12 protein-coding genes and 1 pseudogene are annotated in these 19,045 nt (G+C 66.5%); 4 read left to right on the top strand and 9 right to left on the bottom strand.

All coding sequences use genetic code 11. From position 1 onward, the window contains the following. Window positions 1-119: 119 nt before the first annotated feature. The 3 genes from ACP4XC_RS12070 to ACP4XC_RS12060 form a co-directional block, all read right to left on the bottom strand. Window positions 120-1,406, bottom strand: coding sequence for an ABC transporter permease (locus ACP4XC_RS12070; protein WP_427169885.1), 1,287 nt, complete (start codon window positions 1,404-1,406; stop codon window positions 120-122). After that, a complete protein-coding gene (locus ACP4XC_RS12065; protein ID WP_427169883.1) occupies window positions 1,403-2,101 on the bottom strand; it encodes an ABC transporter ATP-binding protein in 699 nt (232 codons plus the stop codon). Before ACP4XC_RS12065 ends, ACP4XC_RS12070 begins: the two co-directional genes overlap by 4 nt. 132 nt (window positions 2,102-2,233) lie before the next feature. After that, window positions 2,234-4,624, bottom strand: a complete 2,391-nt coding sequence (locus ACP4XC_RS12060; RefSeq protein WP_427169881.1) for an ATP-binding cassette domain-containing protein — start codon at window positions 4,622-4,624, stop codon at window positions 2,234-2,236. 443 nt (window positions 4,625-5,067) lie between these two features. On the opposite strand from ACP4XC_RS12060, the gene ACP4XC_RS12055 reads away from it, so the two are divergent. Further along, window positions 5,068-5,985 carry an NAD(P)-dependent oxidoreductase gene (locus tag ACP4XC_RS12055; protein WP_427169879.1) on the top strand — a complete coding sequence of 306 codons (918 nt, stop codon included), beginning with the start codon at window positions 5,068-5,070 and terminating at the stop codon, window positions 5,983-5,985. A gap of 82 nt (window positions 5,986-6,067) precedes the next feature. Further along, window positions 6,068-7,078 carry a class I SAM-dependent methyltransferase gene (locus ACP4XC_RS12050; protein WP_427169877.1) on the top strand — a complete coding sequence of 337 codons (1,011 nt, stop codon included), beginning with the start codon at window positions 6,068-6,070 and terminating at the stop codon, window positions 7,076-7,078. Between the two features lie 49 nt (window positions 7,079-7,127). Here the strand turns inward: ACP4XC_RS12050 and ACP4XC_RS12045 are convergent, their stop codons facing one another. The 5 genes from ACP4XC_RS12045 to ACP4XC_RS12025 form a co-directional block, all read right to left on the bottom strand. Then, window positions 7,128-7,628 (bottom strand): DinB family protein, encoded by a 501-nt coding sequence (locus ACP4XC_RS12045; protein ID WP_427169875.1) that lies wholly within the window; start codon window positions 7,626-7,628, stop codon window positions 7,128-7,130. Between the two features lie 54 nt (window positions 7,629-7,682). Then, window positions 7,683-10,241 carry an ATP-dependent Clp protease ATP-binding subunit gene (locus tag ACP4XC_RS12040; RefSeq protein ID WP_427169873.1) on the bottom strand — a complete coding sequence of 853 codons (2,559 nt, stop codon included), beginning with the start codon at window positions 10,239-10,241 and terminating at the stop codon, window positions 7,683-7,685. Window positions 10,242-10,347: 106 nt separating this feature from the next. Beyond that, entirely contained in the window at window positions 10,348-11,259 is a 912-nt protein-coding gene (locus tag ACP4XC_RS12035; RefSeq protein WP_427169871.1) for a hypothetical protein, read from the bottom strand. Between the two features lie 137 nt (window positions 11,260-11,396). Continuing rightward, window positions 11,397-14,048 carry a cation-translocating P-type ATPase gene (locus ACP4XC_RS12030; protein WP_427169868.1) on the bottom strand — a complete coding sequence of 884 codons (2,652 nt, stop codon included), beginning with the start codon at window positions 14,046-14,048 and terminating at the stop codon, window positions 11,397-11,399. An 84-nt stretch (window positions 14,049-14,132) separates the two neighbouring features. Further along, the gene (locus ACP4XC_RS12025; RefSeq protein ID WP_427169866.1) at window positions 14,133-14,753 is read right to left on the bottom strand and encodes a DUF6919 domain-containing protein; all 621 of its coding nucleotides are present in this window, start codon (window positions 14,751-14,753) and stop codon (window positions 14,133-14,135) included. A 240-nt stretch (window positions 14,754-14,993) separates the two neighbouring features. On the opposite strand from ACP4XC_RS12025, the gene ACP4XC_RS12020 reads away from it, so the two are divergent. Beyond that, window positions 14,994-17,171 (top strand): elongation factor G-like protein EF-G2, encoded by a 2,178-nt coding sequence (locus ACP4XC_RS12020; protein ID WP_427169864.1) that lies wholly within the window; start codon window positions 14,994-14,996, stop codon window positions 17,169-17,171. A 2-nt stretch (window positions 17,172-17,173) separates the two neighbouring features. Here the strand turns inward: ACP4XC_RS12020 and ACP4XC_RS12015 are convergent, their stop codons facing one another. Then, window positions 17,174-17,860: an alpha/beta family hydrolase gene (locus ACP4XC_RS12015; RefSeq protein ID WP_427169862.1), complete on the bottom strand. Its 687-nt coding sequence runs from the start codon at window positions 17,858-17,860 to the stop codon at window positions 17,174-17,176. A 141-nt stretch (window positions 17,861-18,001) separates the two neighbouring features. Here ACP4XC_RS12015 and ACP4XC_RS12010 point away from each other — a divergent pair. Continuing rightward, a pseudogene (locus tag ACP4XC_RS12010) lies at window positions 18,002-19,019 on the top strand (magnesium and cobalt transport protein CorA). Window positions 19,020-19,045 lie beyond the last annotated feature (26 nt).

Below are 19,045 nucleotides of genomic sequence, written 5' to 3'. Positions count from 1 at the left end.
TGGTGTTACCAGCCCAGACTCTATGCCCCAGCCATCGCCGCATCAACCGCCTGGGCCGGGTTTCCCGGGTTTCAGCGGGGCGGCCCGTGATGTTGAGTCGTCGGGGCGTGGGCAGCGGCCTACTCGTAGCGGAGGGAGTCGATGGGGTTTTGCCGCGCTGCCCGCCATGCCGGGAGGGTGCCGGCCACGAAGGCGATGGCCATGACGAGGAGGATGACTCCGGCGACCGGCCCCGGAGCGAAGCTGAGGATCTTCAGTCCGGCCAGATCGCTAAGGGGGCCCCGGGCAAGGGCCCCGCTCACGGCGCTGCCAAGGCCGATGGCGGCCGCCGAGCCGATAACGCTTCCGAGAAGTCCGATGAACGCGGCCTCGGTGCTGAACAGTGCGAAGACGGATCCACTGCCCATGCCCATGGCTTTCATAAGGCCGATTTCGCGGGTGCGTTCCTGAACCGACATCAGCAGGGTGTTTACGATCCCGAACCCCGCAGCAACCAGCGCGATGATCGCGAAGGCGTTCAGCACTCCGATGATCCCGGCGATGACTGTCTTGACGGTACCGATCCGGTCGTCCAGGGTCTGGGCGGTGTAGCCGGCGTCGCTAAGCCGGGCTTTCATGTCGTTGACCTGGCTTGACGATGACGGGGCAAAGGTCGCAGTCGCGGCGGCCCAGGCGTCCTTCGCCGCGGGCGGGGCCCCGGTGCCCTGGGCGTCGGCCAGCGCGGTGGAGAGTGCTTTGTTGGCGAACGCGCCGCCGCCCCCCAGAAGTGCGCTTTGTTCGACCCCGGTGATTCGGGCCGTGACGGTGTGCATGGCGCCGGCGGCATCGGTGATGCCGATGACGGCGTCCTGGCCGATCGCCTGCTTGTCGTCGGTGAACCCGAGCGGACCGATGTAACCGACCGGCAGGATGATCTGTGGCTGGCTCGCGGCGTCGTCCAGGCCTGCGCCGGCCGTGAGTTGTGGTTGCGCTCCGGCCAGGGGGCTGACGGTGAGCTGGTACTTATCCTGGTTATTCCACTGAATGTACGCCGGATTCAGCCGGGTGACCGGGGTGACGGCTGTTACCCCGGGAATGGCAGCCACCTTGTCCAGATCGGCCTGGCTCAGCGCCACCTCCGTGGCCCCGGGGCGGCCGCCGGCGGCAAGCAGCCGGCTGTTTGGGTCGTACTTCTTCGGGCCCGAACCGGGATTGCCGCCGGTGTCGGTTTTGGTGACGGTGAAGGCGTTGCTGGGGCCGACGGCGGCCACCTGGCTGTCGATGTACTCCGAGATGCCGGTTCCGAGTCCGTTGGTGATGGTGAGGGTGAAGGCACCAACGAAAATGGCCAGGATGGTCAGGGTGGTGCGAAGCTTACTGCGAAAGCTGTTGCTGATGGCTGTTTTCAGGGTCTCGAGCGGTTTCATGCCGCGTGCTCCTCGTCGGTGGTGATCAACTGTCCATCCCGGATGAAGATGCGGCGGTTGAACCGGGCAGCCAGGTCGTGGTCGTGAGTGACGGTGATCAGGGTGATGCCGTGATTTTGGTTCAGGTCGAAGAGGATGTCCTCCACGATGCGTCCGGTGGCGGTGTCAAGGTTGCCCGTGGGCTCGTCGGCGAAAAGGATCTTCGGGTTGTTCGCAAGCGCGCGCGCAATCACCACACGCTGTTTCTGCCCGCCGGAAAGGTTCCCGGCCTTATTCCGGGCTTTATCGGCCAGTTCGAGCTGCTCCAGCACGGCCATGCCGCGGTTTCGCCGCTCCCGGACGCCCACACCGGCAATTTTGAGAGGCAGGACCACGTTCTCCAGGACGGAAGAGGACGAGTTGAGGAAGAACTGCTGGAACACGAAACCGAACATCTGGTTCCTTAGGGCGTTGAGCTTACGGCCGTTCAGGGTCTTCGCGTCTGTTCCGTCAATGTGGACCGTCCCCTCACCGGGGGTGTCCAGCAGGGCGAGCAAGTGCATCAGGGTGGACTTGCCGGAGCCGCTCTTGCCGACGATGGCAACCGAGTCGCCACGGTCAATCTCCAAGGAAACGCCCTTGAGGGCATCGAAGCGGTCAGGGCCACGACCATAGGTCTTGGTTAGGTCGCGGGTAGCCAAAATGGGCACAGACATCAGAATTTCCGATCGGAAGACGTGGCGGGGGTCTGGGAGGAAGCGTACGGCGGGAGTCTGGGAATATGCCTGACCCCGTGGTGCAGGTCCGCGGCCCGGGGGCCGCATCCACGGCGAGCGCAGGAACCGGGGTCAGGCTCGGACGTAGGCCGCGAGGTGCTTGCCGGTGAGGGTGGAACGGGCGGCGACAAGACTGGCCGGGGTGCCCTCGAAAACGATCCGGCCGCCGTCGTGACCGGCCCCGGGCCCGAGGTCGATGATCCAGTCGGCATGGGCCATGACCGCCTGGTGATGCTCGATGACGATGACCGACTTGCCCGAGTCGACGAGCCGGTCGAGCAGGCCCAGCAGTTGCTCGACGTCGGCAAGGTGCAGGCCGGTGGTCGGCTCGTCGAGCACGTAAACGGCGCCCTTTTCGGCCATTTGGGTGGCCAGCTTGAGCCGCTGCCGTTCGCCGCCGGAAAGCGTGGTGAGCGGCTGGCCCAAACGGAGGTAGCCCAGCCCGACATCGGCCAGCCGGGCGAGGATGGTGTGCGCGGCTGGCAAGCGGACCTCTCCGGCGCCGAAGAACTCCTCGGCCTCGGCCACCGACATTGCGAGCACCTCGCTGATGTCGCGGCCTCCGAGGCGGTACTCCAGTACCGACGCCTGGAACCGTTTGCCCTCGCACTCCTCACATGGATTGGCGACGCCGGCCATCATTCCGAGGTCGGTGTAGATGACACCGGCGCCGTTGCAGGTGGGGCAGGCGCCCTCCGAGTTGGCGCTGAACAGTGCCGGTTTTACGGCGTTTGCCTTGGCGAACGCCTTGCGGATCGGTTCGAGCAGTCCGGTGTACGTCGCCGGGTTACTCCGCCGGGATCCCCTAATCGCAGTCTGGTCGACGGACACCACCCCTTCCTGCTTGGACACGGACCCGTCGATCAGCGAGCTCTTGCCCGAGCCGGCCACGCCGGTGATGACGGTCAGGACACCAAGCGGAATGTCGACGTCGACGTCCCGGAGATTGTTGGTGCTGGCCCCGCGAACCTCCAGCACTCCGGAGGCCGTCCGGATCTCTGGCTTCAGGGAGGCGCGGTCATCCAGATGCCGACCCGTCAGCGTGCCACTGGTCCGCAGCCCGTCGACGGACCCCTCGAACACCACCTCGCCACCTTCGGTACCGGCGCGCGGACCGAGGTCGACGACGTGGTCGCCGATCGCGATCATCTCCGGCTTGTGCTCCACCACGAGCACTGTGTTGCCCTTGTCGCGCAGCCGCAGCAGCAGATCGTTCATCCGCGCGATGTCGTGGGGGTGCAGTCCGATCGACGGCTCATCGAAAACGTAGGTGACGTCGGTGAGCGAGGAACCGAGGTGGCGGATCATTTTGGTCCGCTGCGCCTCACCGCCGGAGAGGGTGCCAGACGGGCGGTCGAGGCTGAGGTAACCGAGTCCGATCTCGGCGAACGAATCGAGGGTCTCCCCGAGAGCTTCGAGCAGCGGGGCCACCGACGGCTCGTGCAGATCGCGCACCCATCCGGCGAGGTCGCTGATTTGCATGGCGCAGGCATCGGCGATGTTGATCCCCTTGATCTTCGAGGACCGGGCCGGTGCGGCCAGGCGGGTCCCTTCGCACTCGGGGCAGGTGCTGAACGTGATGGCACGCTCCACAAAGGCCCGGATGTGGGGCTGCATCGACTCCGGGTCCTTGGAGAGCATGGACTTCTGGATCTTCGGGATCAGGCCTTCATAGGTCAGGTTGATACCTTCGACCTTGATCTTGGTGGGCTCCTTGTAGAGGAGGTCGTTCAGTTCCTTCTTGGTGTACTTGCCGAGCTTCTTGTCCATGTTGAAGTAGCCGGAGCCGCTGAAAATGCGTCCGAACCAGCCATCCATGCTGTAGCCGGGAATGGTGAGCGCGCCCTCGGACAGCGACTTGCTGTCGTCGTAAAGTGCCGCCAGATCGAAATCGGTGACCGAGCCGCGTCCCTCGCAGCGTGGACACATGCCGCCGGTGATCGCGAAGGTACGCCGCTCTTTTACCGTCCGGCCGGCGCGCTCGATAGTGACCGCCCCCGCTCCACTCACCGAAGGGACGTTGAAGGAGTAGGCGTTGGGCGAGCCGATATGCGGCTGGCCCAGCCGGCTGAAGACGATGCGCAGCATGGCGTTGGCGTCGGTGACAGTGCCAACGGTGGAACGTGGGTTGGCGCCCAGCCGCTCCTGGTCAACCAGGATGGCGGTGGTCAGACCCTCCAGCAGGTCAACATCGGGACGTGCCAGCGTCGGCATGAAGCCCTGCACGAAGGCGCTGTAGGTCTCGTTGATCATCCGCTGCGACTCCGCGGCGATCGTCCCGAACACCAGCGAGCTCTTGCCCGAGCCGGAGACACCCGTGAACACGGTGAGCCGGCGCTTCGGGATCTCCACGCTGACGTCTTTGAGGTTGTTCACGCGCGCGCCCTGCACACGAATCAGGTCGTGACTGTCCGCCACGTGCCGCACAGGTCCCTGCGTGTCCGTACTCGTGGCCATGCTCATCGTGTCTCCATCTGTTGGGCCGGCGCCGAGATCCGGGTCGGCGTCACCTGGGGCGATGCAACCAGCTTAGGACAGCGTGTTTGGTTCTCCTTCGCGGCGCGACGACGGTCACGGGAGTGCGGTGTCTTGACGGGCCTGCCAGAATGAGCGGATGAGCGGCGTATCGATGTTGATCCCCCCGGTGGTCGAGCGCAACCTGGGCTTGAACCATGCGCTGCATGCTGACCGCACATGGATCCGCGCGGCCCGTGGCGGCGGCCCTTGCTGTGGCTCGGCCACCGGGTTGAGTTTCACGTCTTCTCATGGGTTCGTGGCGCCATTGGCGGCTGGTACGTCCACGCCTTCCTCGGCCCCACGCTCGACGGCGGGTGGCCGGCTGTGCTGACGGCGACTGGAGTTCGAATGCGCTGAAAGTTGGAGCGCTGGAAAGGAAAGGTGAGGTCATGGCTGACGAACTGACCGTAAGTGTCCTGGGCACCGGCATCATGGGAGCCGCGATGGCCCGGAACCTCGCTCGAGCAGGACACGCCGTCCGGGTGTGGAACCGCAGCCGGGATAAGGCCGACGCGCTGGGCGGTGAGGGCGTCTTCGTTGCCGATTCGCCGGCCGCGGCCGTGGCAGACGCCGACGTGGTCCTCACCATGCTTTACGACGGCGGGGCCGTCCTCGATGTCATGCGGCAGGCAGCCCCCGGCCTGCGGGCCGGCGCCGCATGGGTGCAATCCACGACGGCGGGGATCGACTCCTGCCGCGAACTGGCCGCCCTCGCCCATGAGTGGGGCATGGTCTTCTTCGACGCACCGGTGCTCGGGACGCGTGAACCTGCCGAAGCCGGACAGCTGCTGGTGCTGGCGGCGGGCCCTGCCGGCAGCCGCGGGGCCGTAACTCCTGTCCTGGACGCGGTGGGGGCCCGGACCGTATGGACCGGCAAGGACGGCGCGGAGGCGAGCGCCACCCGGCTCAAGCTAGTGGCCAATAGTTGGGTGATCGCGGCCGCGAACGCCACGGGCGAGACGCTGGCCCTCGCCCAGGCACTGGGCGTGGATCCGCAGAACTTCCTGGATGCCATAGCCGGCGGCCCGCTGGATATGGGCTACCTGCGGACCAAAGCTTCCTTGATCCTGGAGGAGCGCCTCTCGCCCGCCAGCTTCGCGGTCAGCACCGCGGTCAAGGATGCCGCCCTGATAGTTCACGCCGCACAGCGTCACGGCATCCGCCTTGACCTGGCCGCCGCGGGCGCCGAGCGGTTGGCGCGGGCGGCGGCCCAGGGCCACGGCGAAGAGGACCTGGCTGCCGCTTACTACGCCAGTTTTGAGGCGCCGGGCAGCTCAGAACAGGCCCCGGTCAGAGCCGAAGGCTGATAGTCCCGATGCCCTGGCCGGTCTATCGACAGCACTTCCGCCCCGGAGGAGCGTGAGTGGGCTGGCATACGGAAGGGGGCACATGCGCGTGCGCGGAGTAGTGGGCGCGGGTTTATTCCGCGCCATCCAAGCGGCGTTATTGCCGTTGGCCGCGGCGGCCTACCTCATGGGCGTGCCTAAATTGCTCCTTTACAGCCGCAGAACGGGAGTATCGGCCACCCAGTTCGCGTCGCTCTATACGCGCTATATGCAGCACAACCTGGGAACGCGGCGGGATGACCCGGTAGCCCGGCTCATGGCTGTTATGCCGAACGTGTCCCAGGAAGCGTTACGGCTGGGGGCCGCTCCCACGTTGGTGGCCCACCTGCTGACGGGCTTTGTTCCGAGGTTCTATCGCTACCCCTATGAGGGTGAGCCGCCGATGCGCCATCAGCAGACAGCCCGGACAAGTTTCCATGACGCCGCCCTCCGCCGGCACCTGCCCGGCATCGAACAACTGGTCGTCCTCGGTGCAGGGTTCGACACCCGGGTGTTCAGACTCCCACCGGAAGAGGGGGTGCGGTGCTTTGAGGTCGATATGCCCCGGACCCAGGCGTTCAAGATCCGGATGCTTAAGGAGTCTGGCCTGACGGGCGGGCCGGCCACATACGTGGCCGCCGATTTCGGCAACGAGGACTGGTTCGGGCAGCTGGTGGCGGCCGGATATGACCCCGCCAGGCCAACCTTCTTCCTCTGGGAATCGGTGATGATGTACCTGGACCGCGCCTCTGTCGAGGGCACATTGCGCCGAATCGCCGGAGCAGCTCCGGGCAGCGTCGTCGCTTTTGACTATTTCTCCGCCGATACCATCGCCTCCCGATCGCTCTTTATGCGTTACGCCCGAGCGACGACGAGGCTGGTCGGAGAGCCGTTCACGTTCGGAATCGATAACACGCCGCCGGCCAGGGAGAGCGTTGCGGAATTTTTGGGGGACTTCGGGCTTGTCCTCGAGGAACACCGGATGTTCGGAACGGAGAGGATTTCCCGAACGGGGTCCCGGCAGCGGTGCGCTCCCGCCGGGTTCGCCACGGCCCTCGTAGGCCGCAGCACGTAGCGCTGATCCTGACGGGGTTGATCCCAAGGAACACAGGGCTGGGGTCAAGTCAGGAGCGGGCAGCGAGAATCTGTTCGCGCAGGATGTCGGCGTGACCGCAGTGTTGGGCGAGTTCCCTGAGCATATGCAGGTAAACCCACCGCAGGGGGAGTGGGCCGCGCCGGTTGCCCCTGACCAGATCGTCAAGATCCAGGCCGGCGACCGACCGGCGCGACTGCTCGCATGCCTCGCTGTAGGCGGCCCGGATCCCGGGGATGGAGTCGCCTTCGGCAAGGATGAAGGATTCGTCGGGAGTGGCGGGAATGCCAATTTCCTGCCGGCTCCTGCACGTGATGGCCTCGTCAAACCAGACCTTCTCGACGAAGGTCACATGCTTGACCAGACCCAGAAGGGTGGTCCGCGACGGGACGAGCGAGGCCCGCGCCTCCTGCTCTGTAAGTCCATCCAGGCAGCTGTGAAGTGCGGCTCGGTGCTCGTCGAGAAAGGCGTCGAACTGGGCGCGAAAATCCGCCACGAAGATCGCCGGGTCCATGCTGGGAAGGGGGCTCATGGCGCCCAAGCCTATCGCGTGCCAGCCAAGTATGGAGGATCCGCACGGGGGCGCTTACGCTGCCAGCGGCATCGAGGCCTGGCCGGCTTCGACCACGAGCGTCTCCCCGTCGACTGCGACGCTTACGTGGCCGCCGGGCTGAAGGTCCGAGGCCACGAACAGATCCGCGATCCGGTCCTCCAGCTCGCGCTGGATCACGCGGCGCATTGGCCGGGCGCCGTATTCGGGGTCATAGCCGCGTTCGGCGATCCAATCGATGGCCCCTTCGCTCACTGAGAGCCCCAAGCCCTGCGACCGCAGGCGGCCCTCGGTCCTGCTGAGCATCAGCCGGACGATCCGCCGCAACTGGGCCTGGTCGAGCTTGCGGAACAGCACAATCTCGTCGATGCGGTTCAGGAACTCGGGGCGCATGGACTCACGCAGCCTGCCCAGGACCCGGTCGCGCAGGGCCTTGTGCTGGCCGAACGAGTCGCCGGCGTCGCCTTGGGCCACAAAACCCACCGAACCGCCGCGGCTCGCCAGGAATTCCGAACCGAGGTTGGAGGTCATGATGACCACCGTGTTGCGGAAGTCCACCGTGCGCCCTTGGCCGTCGGTGAGGCGGCCGTCGTCGAGCACCTGGAGCAGGACGTTGAACACATCGGGATGGGCCTTCTCGACTTCGTCGAACAACACAACGGAGTACGGGTTGCGCCGCACACGCTCGGTCAGTTGCCCGGCTTCGCCGTAGCCGACGTATCCCGGAGGTGCTCCGACGAGGCGGCTGACGGTGTGCCGTTCGCCGAACTCGCTCATGTCGAAGCGCACCATCGCGTTCTCGTTACCGAACAATGAGTCGGCGAGAGCCTTGGCGAGTTCGGTCTTGCCCACGCCGGTGGGGCCGAGGAAAAGGAAGCTGCCCACGGGCCGTCCCTCGTCTCCCATTCCGGTGCGGTTGCGCCGGACGGCCTTGGCAATCAGGGTCACCGCATCGTCCTGGCCGATGATTCGCTGGTGCAGTTCTTCCTCCAGCTTGCCCAGGCGCTCCCGATCGTCCTCGGTCAGGCGGCTGGCCGGGATCCCGGTGGAGCGGGAAATGATCCCGGCGATCTCGGCTTCGCCGACGACGGCCGTGGCGGCGCCATCCGGGCTGCCCGAAAGTGCCGCCTCAAGCTTGCCCTTCATCGATTCGACCTCGTCGCGCAGCCGCGAGGCCTCTTCATAGCGTTCGGCGGCCACGGCGTCGTTCTTTGACTGCTCAAGCGCGGTGAGCTGGTCGCGGAGCGCGGCCACGTCGGAACGCGAGCCGAGCTGGAGGCTCAGCCGGGCGCCGGCCTGGTCGATCAGGTCGATCGCCTTGTCAGGCAGGAAACGGTCCGTGATGTACCGTGCGGACAGTTCGACGGCGGCGCGCAGCGCCTCATCGGTATAGCGGACACCGTGGTGTTCCTCGTACCGGGCGCGCAGGCCGGCAAGGATCTGCACGGCCTCTTCGCTGCTCGGCTCACCCACGTGCACCGGTTGGAAGCGTCGCTCCAAGGCAGGATCCTTCTCCACCTTGCGGTATTCGTTCAAGGTGGTGGCGCCGACCACATGCAGTTCGCCACGGGCGAGCCGCGGCTTCAGGATATTGCTGGCATCCATGCCGCCCTCGCCGGCACCGCCGGCACCAACCACTGTGTGCAGCTCGTCAACGAACAAGATGATCTCCCCGGCATTCGAGCTGACCTCATCCATGGCCTTGGTAAGACGCTCTTCAAAGTCGCCGCGGTAACGCGTGCCGGCGAGCATGGCCGGCAGATCCAGCACGATGACACGCTTGTTTCGCAGCTGGTCGGGGACGCTGCCGTCGACGATCGCCTGCGCCAGACCCTCCACAATCGCAGTCTTGCCCACCCCGGCCTCGCCGATGAGCACAGGATTGTTCTTGGTGCGGCGCGCCAGGATCTCGATGGTCTGTTCGATCTCAGCGGCGCGGCCGATTACCGGGTCCAGGCCGCCGTCCCGGGCCATGGCGGACAGGTCGGTGCCATAGGTGTCCAACATCGGGGTTTCAGTTCCGGTGGCGGCCTCCTGCCGGGCTCCGGAGCCGGGGGCGCCGGTTGCGGCATCGCGCGGATCGGGCTGCAGGGACTCCGGTGTCACCCCGGCCGCCGCCAACACCTGCCCGGCGGGGGACTCCTGATTGAGAACCAGGGCGAAGAACAGGTGTTCTGGATCGATGTAGGTCGAGCCAAAGGCACGGGCAACCTGGTACGCATCCAGCAGGGCGCGTTGAGCGGACGGCGTCAGCGCGGGTGCTGTTTGCATCCGTGCGGCCGACCTCTCAGGGAGCCGTTCCTCGGCGGCCCTGGCAATGGCGGCGGGCTCTGCTCCGGCGTGCTTGATGTAATCGGTGGCTGGCGCTGTTACGGCCATGACACGCAGGACGTGCAGCGCGTCGAGGTGGCCGTGCCCGTGTTCGACGGCGAACTGGCCGGCCTGGGCGAGGACCTCATGGGTGCGGCGGCTCAGCAAGCGGGTGATGTCCAGCGGACGCCCGGCACGGGCCCCGCGCTGCCCCTGCAGGTAACGGGCGAGGAACTCGTCGAACGAATCGTTGCCGGAGCCAACCGGTCCGAAAAATGTAGCCATGAAACCTCCGTCAGAAAGTTGAGTGCACCTGACTCAACGTAGGAAATTTGGATTTATTCCCTGAAGGTTTCGGCCCGGTGACCGCCGCCGCTGATGACCCGGCTGATTAGTTGAATTCGCGTGCCGCCGGGGCGGGTTGCGCGGGGGCGGGCGACGCCGGGGCGGGCGCCGGGGCAGGGGCGGGGGCAGGGGCCGGGGCAGGCGGCTTGGGCGGCTGCGGCAGTGGGATGCACGCGTAATTGTAGTCGAAGGCTCCGTCCACATACTGGGTGAGGGCCACGGTGCCGCCCTGCGTCAGCGGCTGTGCCGAGCAGTTGGCCATGGCGGATTCCGTGGACGTCGCTCCCGGGATCCAGCTCTTGAGCTTGTTGAGATTGCTGCCCGGCTGCACCTGGCCCGCGATTTCGCCGAACTGGTACGTCGTGGAGTAGATGCCCACCCCGGCGCCGATGCTTTGCAGATACGCGGTCATGCCTTCCAGATCCGCAGCGTTTGCCGCTGGGTCCGCGGACCAGCTGTTGCCGAATTCCGCGTCGAGCCACCAGAAACGGTGCGAGGCATCCGTGACGCCCCTGACGTTGGCGTCGTCGAAAGCCATGGCGTAGCCGTAGATGTAAGCGCAGGCCGGGGTGGCGCCGCCGTCGCACACCCCGTAGGGGTTCTGGATCTCCGCGCCCCGGTAAGAGCTGGAGGAGGGCCACCAGGACCCGCCGGGACCGGGGTTGGCTGTGTTCGCATACATAGCCACGGGAACCCCGGACGCCGCATTGGAGGTGCCTGCCGCCCAGGCCAGCTGATCTGCCAGGCAGGGATTAGTGGTCTCGGGCCGTCCGTTATTCACTCCGATCACGGCGAATCCCAGGGGCTCGGGAAAGTTGCTGCCGCATTGGGGCCAGGAGATGTCGTTGCCCAGAGATGCGGGGTCCGGCGAGCCCGCATCGGCGGCCGCGCCCTGGATCCCGGCGCATTGCCAGGCAAACAATAAGCTGGCGACGGTCAGTAATTTTGTTGCTTTCATTGCCAGAATCCCCCCGGGTTCCGAATTGAGCGGCGGGCCAATCACAGCCCACTTCGGATCCTATGAGCGCCACGCCGGATGGTCGCGAGTGATCACTACTGGACTGCGTAAAGGCGTCCGGCGGGGCCACTCAAGTCCTACTTGCTCCGGACGGGCGGCGCACCTGAACGCTTTCCTGCCGCCTTGTACACCTCGAACCAGGCGACGCCGACGCAAGCTGCCGAGACCGCCGCGAGCCACTGTGCCGGCGTCATCGGTCCGAGGTCGAACGCGCCGCGCAGCCAGGGAACATTGATCAACACCGCCAGCAGGATCACGGCTGCACCCAGAATCCATTTCAGTGCGGGATTCCTGCGCTGCCGGAACGAGCTCCAGACTGTCAGGCGCCAGGAACGGTTGACCAGGATCAGCCCAAGGTTGCCCATGACGAGCGTGGCGAAGCACACGGAACGGACCACGTTGCCGGCATCACCCGCGCTGAGGGTCCAGAGATACACGGCCACCACGGCGGCAAGCACGGAGGCGCCCTGAAATGCGGCGATGACCAGAACCTTCGGACCGAAGATGGGCTCACCGGCCCGGCGCGGGGGCTGCTCCATGATCTTCGGGTCGATTTCCTCGGCCTCGAAGACCACGGAGCAGGCGGGATCGATGATGAGTTCGAGGAAGGCGATCTGGAGGGGCAGCAGCACCAGCGGCCAGCCGGGCACGAACACCGGCAGAAGGGACATTCCCACGATGGGGACGTGCACGGCGATGACGTAGGACATCGCTTTGCGCAGGTTGTCAAAAATGCCGCGGCCCTGGCGGATGCCGGCAGCGATCGACGCGAAGTCATCGTCCGTGAGGACCAGCGCGGCCGCCTCCCGGGCGACGTCGGTGCCGCGGGCGCCCATGGCAATTCCTATGTCCGCGGCCCTCAGCGCAGGGGCGTCATTGACGCCGTCACCCGTCATCCCCACAATCTCCCCGTTCCCCTTGAGCGCACGGATGAGACGGAGTTTCTGCTCCGGCACCATCCGGGCGAACACGCTCACCGTTTGGATGCGCCGGCCGAGCTCGGCGTCGGGCATGGCCTCGAGCTCCGGCCCCGTAATGACACCGGCGCCGCGGTCCAATCCGATTTCGCGGGCAATCGCCATGGCCGTGCCGGGGTAGTCGCCGGTAATCATGACAGTCCGCACGCCCGCGCGGGAACACGCGGCCACGGCGTCGGCCACCCCGGGCCTGAGCGGGTCGTGGAGCCCAACGAGTCCCAGGTACTCAAAGTCGAAGTCGTGCTGCCCTGCCGGAAGGATTTCGCCGGCGTCGAAGGACGCCCGGGCAACGGCGAGCACGCGCTGGCCGGTGGCGGTGGCGGCCTCCACCTGGGCCGTGAGCGCGGCGAGCTGCGCTTGATTGAAGTGGCACAGGTCGGCAATCGCCTCGGGCGCGCCTTTGGCAGCGACCACATAGCTGCTGCCGTCCGGTGCCCGCCAGACGTGGGACAGGGCCAGGAGCTTCTCCGAGAGCGGGTATTCCCTGATCAGCTCCCAGTCAGCGTGGAGGTGTTCGGTGTCCGAAAGGTATTTTCCACCGACCGCCTTGAAGGCTTTGTCCATCGGGTCGAAAGGGTCCACGGGGGAAGCGAGGACGCAGAATTCGGCAATCTCGTGGAAGGCTTCCGGTAGCGGCCGGTCGTCAAGGGTGTGCGTCTGCGTGCCTGCGATCAGCTGGCGCACAGTCATGCTGTTCATCGTCAGGGTGCCGGTCTTATCCACACAGATCACGGTGGCCGATCCCAGTGCCTCGATGACCGGCGACCTGCGGGTGAGGACGTGCTTCTGTGACATCCGCCAGGCGCCCAGGGCCAGGAACACGGTGAGCACCACAGGAAACTCTTCCGGCAGCATGGCCATGGCAGTGGCAATTCCGGCAAGGAGCCCTTCTAGCCAGTGGCCGCGTGTGAGTCCATAGACAATCACCACCAGAGCGGCCGCGGCCAGGCCGTACACCGCAATGAAACGGACCAGCCGGTCCACTTCCTTCTGCAGCGGGGTGGCTTCCTCTTTGATCGAGCGCAGGGCGGCCCCGATCCGGCCCAGCTCGGTCCCGGCGCCCGTCTCCTTCACCAATGCCAGGCCCTGTCCCTTGACCACCAGTGTGCCGGAGAAAATCCATGGCGTCCCGTCACCGCCGGGCCGGCCCATAGCCGCCGGTTCTGCCGCTGCACCCGCACCGGCACCCGCACCGGCACCCGCGGCTGCGCCTGCGGCTGCGGCTTTGCGCACCGGCACGGACTCACCGGTCAGGGCGGACTCGTCGGCGGAAAAGTTCCGCGCTTGCAACAACACAGCATCCGCCGGAACACGGTCGCCCTCCGCGAGGACGGCCACGTCGCCACGCACCACCTCCCGGCCGGGTATGCGCACCGGCACGCCGCCACGGAGGACCAGTGCCCGGGGAGAGGAAAGGTCACGGAGCGCAGCGAGGGCGTTCTCGGTTTTGCGTTCCTGATAGATGGAGATGCCGATCACCACCACCACGAATGACATCAGCATGATGCCGTCAAGCGGTTCGGCCAACACAAAATTCACCGCCCCGGCCACGAGGAGCAGAAGCAACATTGGCTGGCGTACCACCGCCCAGGCCTGCTGCAGGATATTCCGGGGCTTCGCCGTCGGGAGTTCATTGGGCCCGTCGGCTGCCAGCCGGCGGACCGCTTCTTCCGGCGAAAGCCCCTCGGGGCCGGCACCGCCCCATGGACCGGCCGCGGGCTGTGCCGGCCCGGATCCGGCTCGCTCTGACATGTCACCAGCATGCCGGGGCCGGCGCCGGCATGCCTAGGGCCGTACGCCCCCGGCACTATGCCCTGAGCCGGCCGCCAGCCGCCGTTAGGCCGGAGCCGGCACGTCCCTCAGCCCGCCAAGGACGGCGGGCAGCAACGCGGAGTTTCTTCCCCACACGGGATCGAAGATTTCCACGTACCAGGAGTCGGACAGGACGAGCGCCAGGCTCTCGTTGGCCTCGGACGCCCAGTCGTTGAGCTGGGCCGGGTCCGTGGGGTTTTCGCTGGTCCCGAGGACAGTCACCACTTCGTCCTCGTGGACTGTGACCGGGATCGATGCCCGGCTGGGCTCGCCCGGAGCATGCGCCACGGTGACGAGTTCGGTCCGGGACGACACCTGAAGAAGCGCCACCGCGGACGCCGGGCTGCAGAAACCCGTCACGTAAGCGCGCTGGGCGTTCCCCTGGGACCGCTGCCCGGGCTGCGATTCCTTGGTGAAGAGGCCGTTCCGGTTGAGCTCGGCGAGCTGGCCCCCGATCTCCATGGTCTCCTCGTCAAAGCCTGGAGCGAAGGTCCCCGGCTGGTACTCGCTGCGGCCCTCCAGCCACCGGGCGGTCAGCTCGCCCGCGGCCGGGAGGGTTGTGGCCTGCCGCCAGACTTCGCGGTCCGCCAGGAGGCGCCCGAACCGGTCGCGTTCCGTGGTGAATGTGTGCTCGTTGGTTGACATGAGTGCCTCCCTTTGGTGCGTGCCTGCAGGGTTCCTCCAGCAGGGTCTTGTTAAGCAGGCTAGGCGCGGCGCGGGCCGGCAGCGTAGAACCACGTCGTGGGACGTCACGAACGACGATGCGCAGGACTTCCAGGGTCCGTTGTGCCCTTGCCGTCAAGTCGCCGAAGGGTGTCGAATCTTTTAACAGTCGAGTCCGTTAAGGGGTCGAGCGCACGGTGGTTACGACACCAGGAGGTTCCCATGTCAGTGAAAGGAACACGGGACGCGGCACGGGGCCCGGGACGGGGCGGATCCGAGCTCCGGCGGGCCGAGGCGGGCGCCGCGGCTCCGGCCGGACAGCCCGGGACCATCCGCAACGTGGCGCTGGTGGGTCATTCAGGGGCCGGCAAGACCATGCTGACGGAGGCTCTCCTGGCCGCAGCAGGCGTTATTTCCCGCAAGGGGTCCATCGTGGACGGCACCACCGTGAGTGACTCGGATCCCTCCGCAATCCACCAGCAACGCTCCGTGGCCCTGTCGGTGATGCCACTGGACTTCGACGACGTCAAAGTGAACCTCCTGGACACCCCCGGCTATCTGGATTTCATCGGCGAACTGCGGGCCGGCCTGCGCGCGGCCGATGCAGCACTATTCGTCGTTTCCGCCACCGATGATATCGATGCGGCCACCACCGCGTTGTGGGGCGAATGCGATCGTGTTGGGATGCCCCGCGCAGTGGTGATCAGCCGGCTGGACCATCCCCGGGCGGATTATGATGCCGCCTTGGCCAAAGTCCGGACTGCCTTTGGAGAGTCGGTGCTGCCGCTCTACCTTCCCGTTCGCACCAAGGGGGTGATCACCGGCCTGTCCGGTCTGTTGTCCGGGACCGTTTCGGATTACACCTCGGCGGACGCACCGGCCGCCACGCGGCAGGCGAGCGCGGACGAGCTGGCAGAGGCTGAACCGTCACGCGGCGCGCTCATCGAGGGGATCATCGCCGAGAGCGAGGACGAGACGCTGATGGACCGTTATCTCGGCGGGGAGGAGATCTCCTCCGAGACGCTGGTGAACGACCTGGAAACCGCCGTCGCCCGTGGTTCCTTCTTCCCGGTGCTTGCAACCTCCGCGGAGACCGGGCTTGGGACGGCCGAGCTCCTGGAAGTGTTGACCAGCGCGTTCCCGTCCCCCCTTGAACGTGACCTGCCTGCGGTGACGGGTATTGATGGCGTTCCCGTCCCACCGCTGAGCTGCGATCCCTCAGGGCCTCTTGCCGGCGAAGTGGTGCGCACAACCATAGACCCCTTCTTGGGCCGGGTGTGCCTGGTGCGGGTCTTCTCGGGCACCCTCGGCGAGGACTCGGCGGTGCACGTGTCCGGCCACGGATTGGCCGCGCGCGGCCACCAGGACCACGACAGCGATGAGCGCGTCACCCGGGTGTATTCCCCGTTGGGGGCGAACCTTCGACCGGTGCCTCGTGCTGTGGCCGGAGATATCTGTGCGCTGACCAAACTGGGAAACGCCGAGACCGGCGACACCATCTCTGCGAAGGACCGGCCACTGCTGATCGAACAATGGGACATGCCCGAGCCGCTCATGCCCGTGGCCATCGAAGCCGCCTCCCACGGCGACGAGGACGCGCTGGCCAAGAGCCTGGCGAAAGTGGCGGCAGGTGACCCCACACTCCGGGTGGAGCGAATGTCCGAAACCCATCAACTCATTCTCTGGTGCATGGGCGAGGCGCACGCCGAAGTGGTGCTGGACCGGCTGCGCGATCAGGGCGTGAACCTGCACACCGTGGAGGTGATCACCCCGCTTCGGGAGACGTTCGCCGCCCGGGCTGCCGGCCATGGACGGTACGTCAAACAATCGGGCGGCCACGGCCAGTACGCCATCTGCGACATTGAGGTGGAGCCGCTGGAACGCGGAGCGGGTTTCGAGTTCATCGACAAGACGGTGGGCGGGGTGATTCCCGGGCAGTTCATCTCCTCCGTGGAGAAGGGCGTGAGGGCGCAAATGCAGAAGGGTGTCGCTGCAGGCTTCCCGGTGGTGGACATCCGCGTGACGCTCGTGGGCGGGAAGGCGCACAGCGTGGACTCTTCCGACGCCGCTTTCCAGGCCGCCGGCGCTCTGGCCCTGCGCGAGGCGGCCTCTTCCGCCCGTATTCAGCTGCTCGAACCGGTTTCGGCCGTGACCATCACCGTCTCGGATGACTACGTGGGTGCGGTGATGAGTGACCTTTCCTCCCGACGGGGGCGCCTCACCGGAACGTCCTCGGCGGACGGGGCCGGCACGGAAATCAGCGCCGAGGTACCTGAGCAGGAGCTCCTGCGCTATGCCATCGACCTTCGGGCTCTCACGGCCGGCACCGGCCGCTTCCGCCGCAGCTACCTGCGTCACGAGCCCGTCCCCTCAAATTCGGGGGCTACCGGGCACGTTTGAGTTCAGGGCTGCGCGGCAGGCGATGGATGGGAGCGCAGGAACTCCAGGACGGGCCCCGCGAGCGATGCCCCCACCTCTTCCGCGCTGCGCTTGGCCCCGGCCACGGCAAACGAGTGGCCGCCCCCTTCGCGCCACTGAAGCGTCGCGTTGGTGCCAATGCGGGACACCACGGTTTCGAGCAGTTCGGGGGTCGCGAAGGTGTCGCCCGTCCCCTGCAGGAACAGCATGGGCAGCGACAGTCCGTAGAGGTGTCCGTCGCGCAGCTTGTCTGGTTTTCCCGGCGGGTGCAGGGGGTAGCCAAGGTACACCAGCCCCGCGGCCTCCATGCCTTCGGCCACCGCCATCGAGGCCATGCGCCCGCCGAATGATTTCCCTGCCGCCCAGATCGGCTCGCCGCCGGAGCGGACCGCGGCGGCGTCCATGGCCGCCAGCCAGGCTGCAACCGCCATGGGCGGCCGGTCCGGGAACTTCCTGCCCGCCTCACGGTAGGGGAAGTTGAAACGCAGGGTGGCAACGCCCTCCGCGTTCAGGGCCCGCGTGAATCCGGCGAGGAAGGGATGGTCCATGCCCGCGCCTGCTCCATGCGCCACGACGAGCGTGGCCAGTGGATTCTCCGGCCGGGCGTAGACGCCGGAAACCGTGGTATCGCCGACGCTGATACTGATGGGGGACTCGGGGGTGGTGGTCATGCATCAATGATGCCCGCTTCGGCGTATGCCTTGAGGCGCGGCGTTTGTACGGGGCGCCGTTTCGCGAGGGCCCGGTTGGCACGGCGCCGGGGAGGGGATATCGTCACAGCCAAGGGATGCCTGTTCAGAGGAGCCAGGGTCATGACGATCATCGACAACGCGGTGTATGTGGACGGCCACCGCACGGCGGACCCGGAGGACCTCGACGAAACGTACTTCCTCCTCCGTCAGCGCCAAGGCATGGCCTGGATCGGGCTCTACCGTCCCGACCCGGAAGAACTGCGCTCGGTGGCCGAGGAATTCGACCTGAGCCACCTGGCCGTCGAGGACGCGCTCGCCGGTCACCAGCGCGCCAAGCTGGAACACTACGGCGAAACCCCTGTTCCTCGTCCTGCGTCCGGCCCGGTACCTGGACGACGTCGAAAAGGTCGAGTTCGGCGAGATCCATGTTTTCTCCGGCACCGACTTCGTGGTCACCGTCCGCCGCGCCGAATCGCCCGACCTGGCCCGGGTGCGGCGACGGATGGAAGCCGAACCGGATTTCCTGGCCCTCGGTCCGGACGCGGTGCTGTACGCGATCCTCGACCAGGTGGTGGATGAATACGAACCTGTAGCGGCCGGTCTGGAGAACGACATAGACGAAATCGAAGATGACCTCTTCGCCGCCGACCCCGGCGTGTCGCGGCGGATCTACGAGCTCTCGCGCCAGGTGATCATGTTCCAGCGGGCCACGGCACCCCTGGCGGGCATCCTTCAGGCGCTCATGGCTGCGGGGCCCGAACGCGAGCCCGACCCCGAACTGCAGGACCATTTCCGCGACGTCCTGGATCACGCACTGCGGCTCGGGGAGCGGGTGGCAGCCTTCCGTGCGCTGCTCCAGAATGCCCTTGCGGTAAACGCCGCACTGGTGGCGCAGCGCCAAAACGACGAAATGCGGCTACTGACCGAGTCGAGTTTTGCCCAGAACGAGCAAGTCAAGAGGATCTCATCCTGGGCGGCAATCCTGTTCGCACCGACCCTGATCGCGTCGATCTACGGCATGAATTTCCGCATCATGCCCGAACTCGAATGGCCCTTCGGTTATCCGATGGCCCTGGCCCTCATGCTGGCGATGGGGATGGTGCTCTATGCAACGTTCAAACACAACAAGTGGATCTGACCAAGGGCACTTACGTGCACGGAGTG

It is taken from the genome of Arthrobacter sp. 92, assembly GCF_050260325.1.
GTDB lineage: Bacteria > Actinomycetota > Actinomycetes > Actinomycetales > Micrococcaceae > Arthrobacter.
Note: the sequence above shows the minus strand (reverse complement) of the source record. Positions and strands in the feature narration are given on the sequence as shown.

Excerpts from the sequence above, each read along its gene's own strand:
- ACP4XC_RS12070 (WP_427169885.1), bottom strand. The coding sequence starts at position 1,406 with ATGAAACCGCTCGAGACCCTGAAAACAGCCATCAGCAACAGCTTTCGC.
- ACP4XC_RS12065 (WP_427169883.1), bottom strand. The coding sequence starts at position 2,101 with ATGTCTGTGCCCATTTTGGCTACCCGCGACCTAACCAAGACCTATGGT.
- ACP4XC_RS12060 (WP_427169881.1), bottom strand. The coding sequence starts at position 4,624 with ATGAGCATGGCCACGAGTACGGACACGCAGGGACCTGTGCGGCACGTG.
- ACP4XC_RS12055 (WP_427169879.1), top strand. The coding sequence starts at position 5,068 with ATGGCTGACGAACTGACCGTAAGTGTCCTGGGCACCGGCATCATGGGA.
- ACP4XC_RS12050 (WP_427169877.1), top strand. The coding sequence starts at position 6,068 with ATGCGCGTGCGCGGAGTAGTGGGCGCGGGTTTATTCCGCGCCATCCAA.
- ACP4XC_RS12045 (WP_427169875.1), bottom strand. The coding sequence starts at position 7,628 with ATGAGCCCCCTTCCCAGCATGGACCCGGCGATCTTCGTGGCGGATTTT.
- ACP4XC_RS12040 (WP_427169873.1), bottom strand. The coding sequence starts at position 10,241 with ATGGCTACATTTTTCGGACCGGTTGGCTCCGGCAACGATTCGTTCGAC.
- ACP4XC_RS12035 (WP_427169871.1), bottom strand. The coding sequence starts at position 11,259 with ATGAAAGCAACAAAATTACTGACCGTCGCCAGCTTATTGTTTGCCTGG.
- ACP4XC_RS12030 (WP_427169868.1), bottom strand. The coding sequence starts at position 14,048 with ATGTCAGAGCGAGCCGGATCCGGGCCGGCACAGCCCGCGGCCGGTCCA.
- ACP4XC_RS12025 (WP_427169866.1), bottom strand. The coding sequence starts at position 14,753 with ATGTCAACCAACGAGCACACATTCACCACGGAACGCGACCGGTTCGGG.
- ACP4XC_RS12020 (WP_427169864.1), top strand. The coding sequence starts at position 14,994 with ATGTCAGTGAAAGGAACACGGGACGCGGCACGGGGCCCGGGACGGGGC.
- ACP4XC_RS12015 (WP_427169862.1), bottom strand. The coding sequence starts at position 17,860 with ATGACCACCACCCCCGAGTCCCCCATCAGTATCAGCGTCGGCGATACC.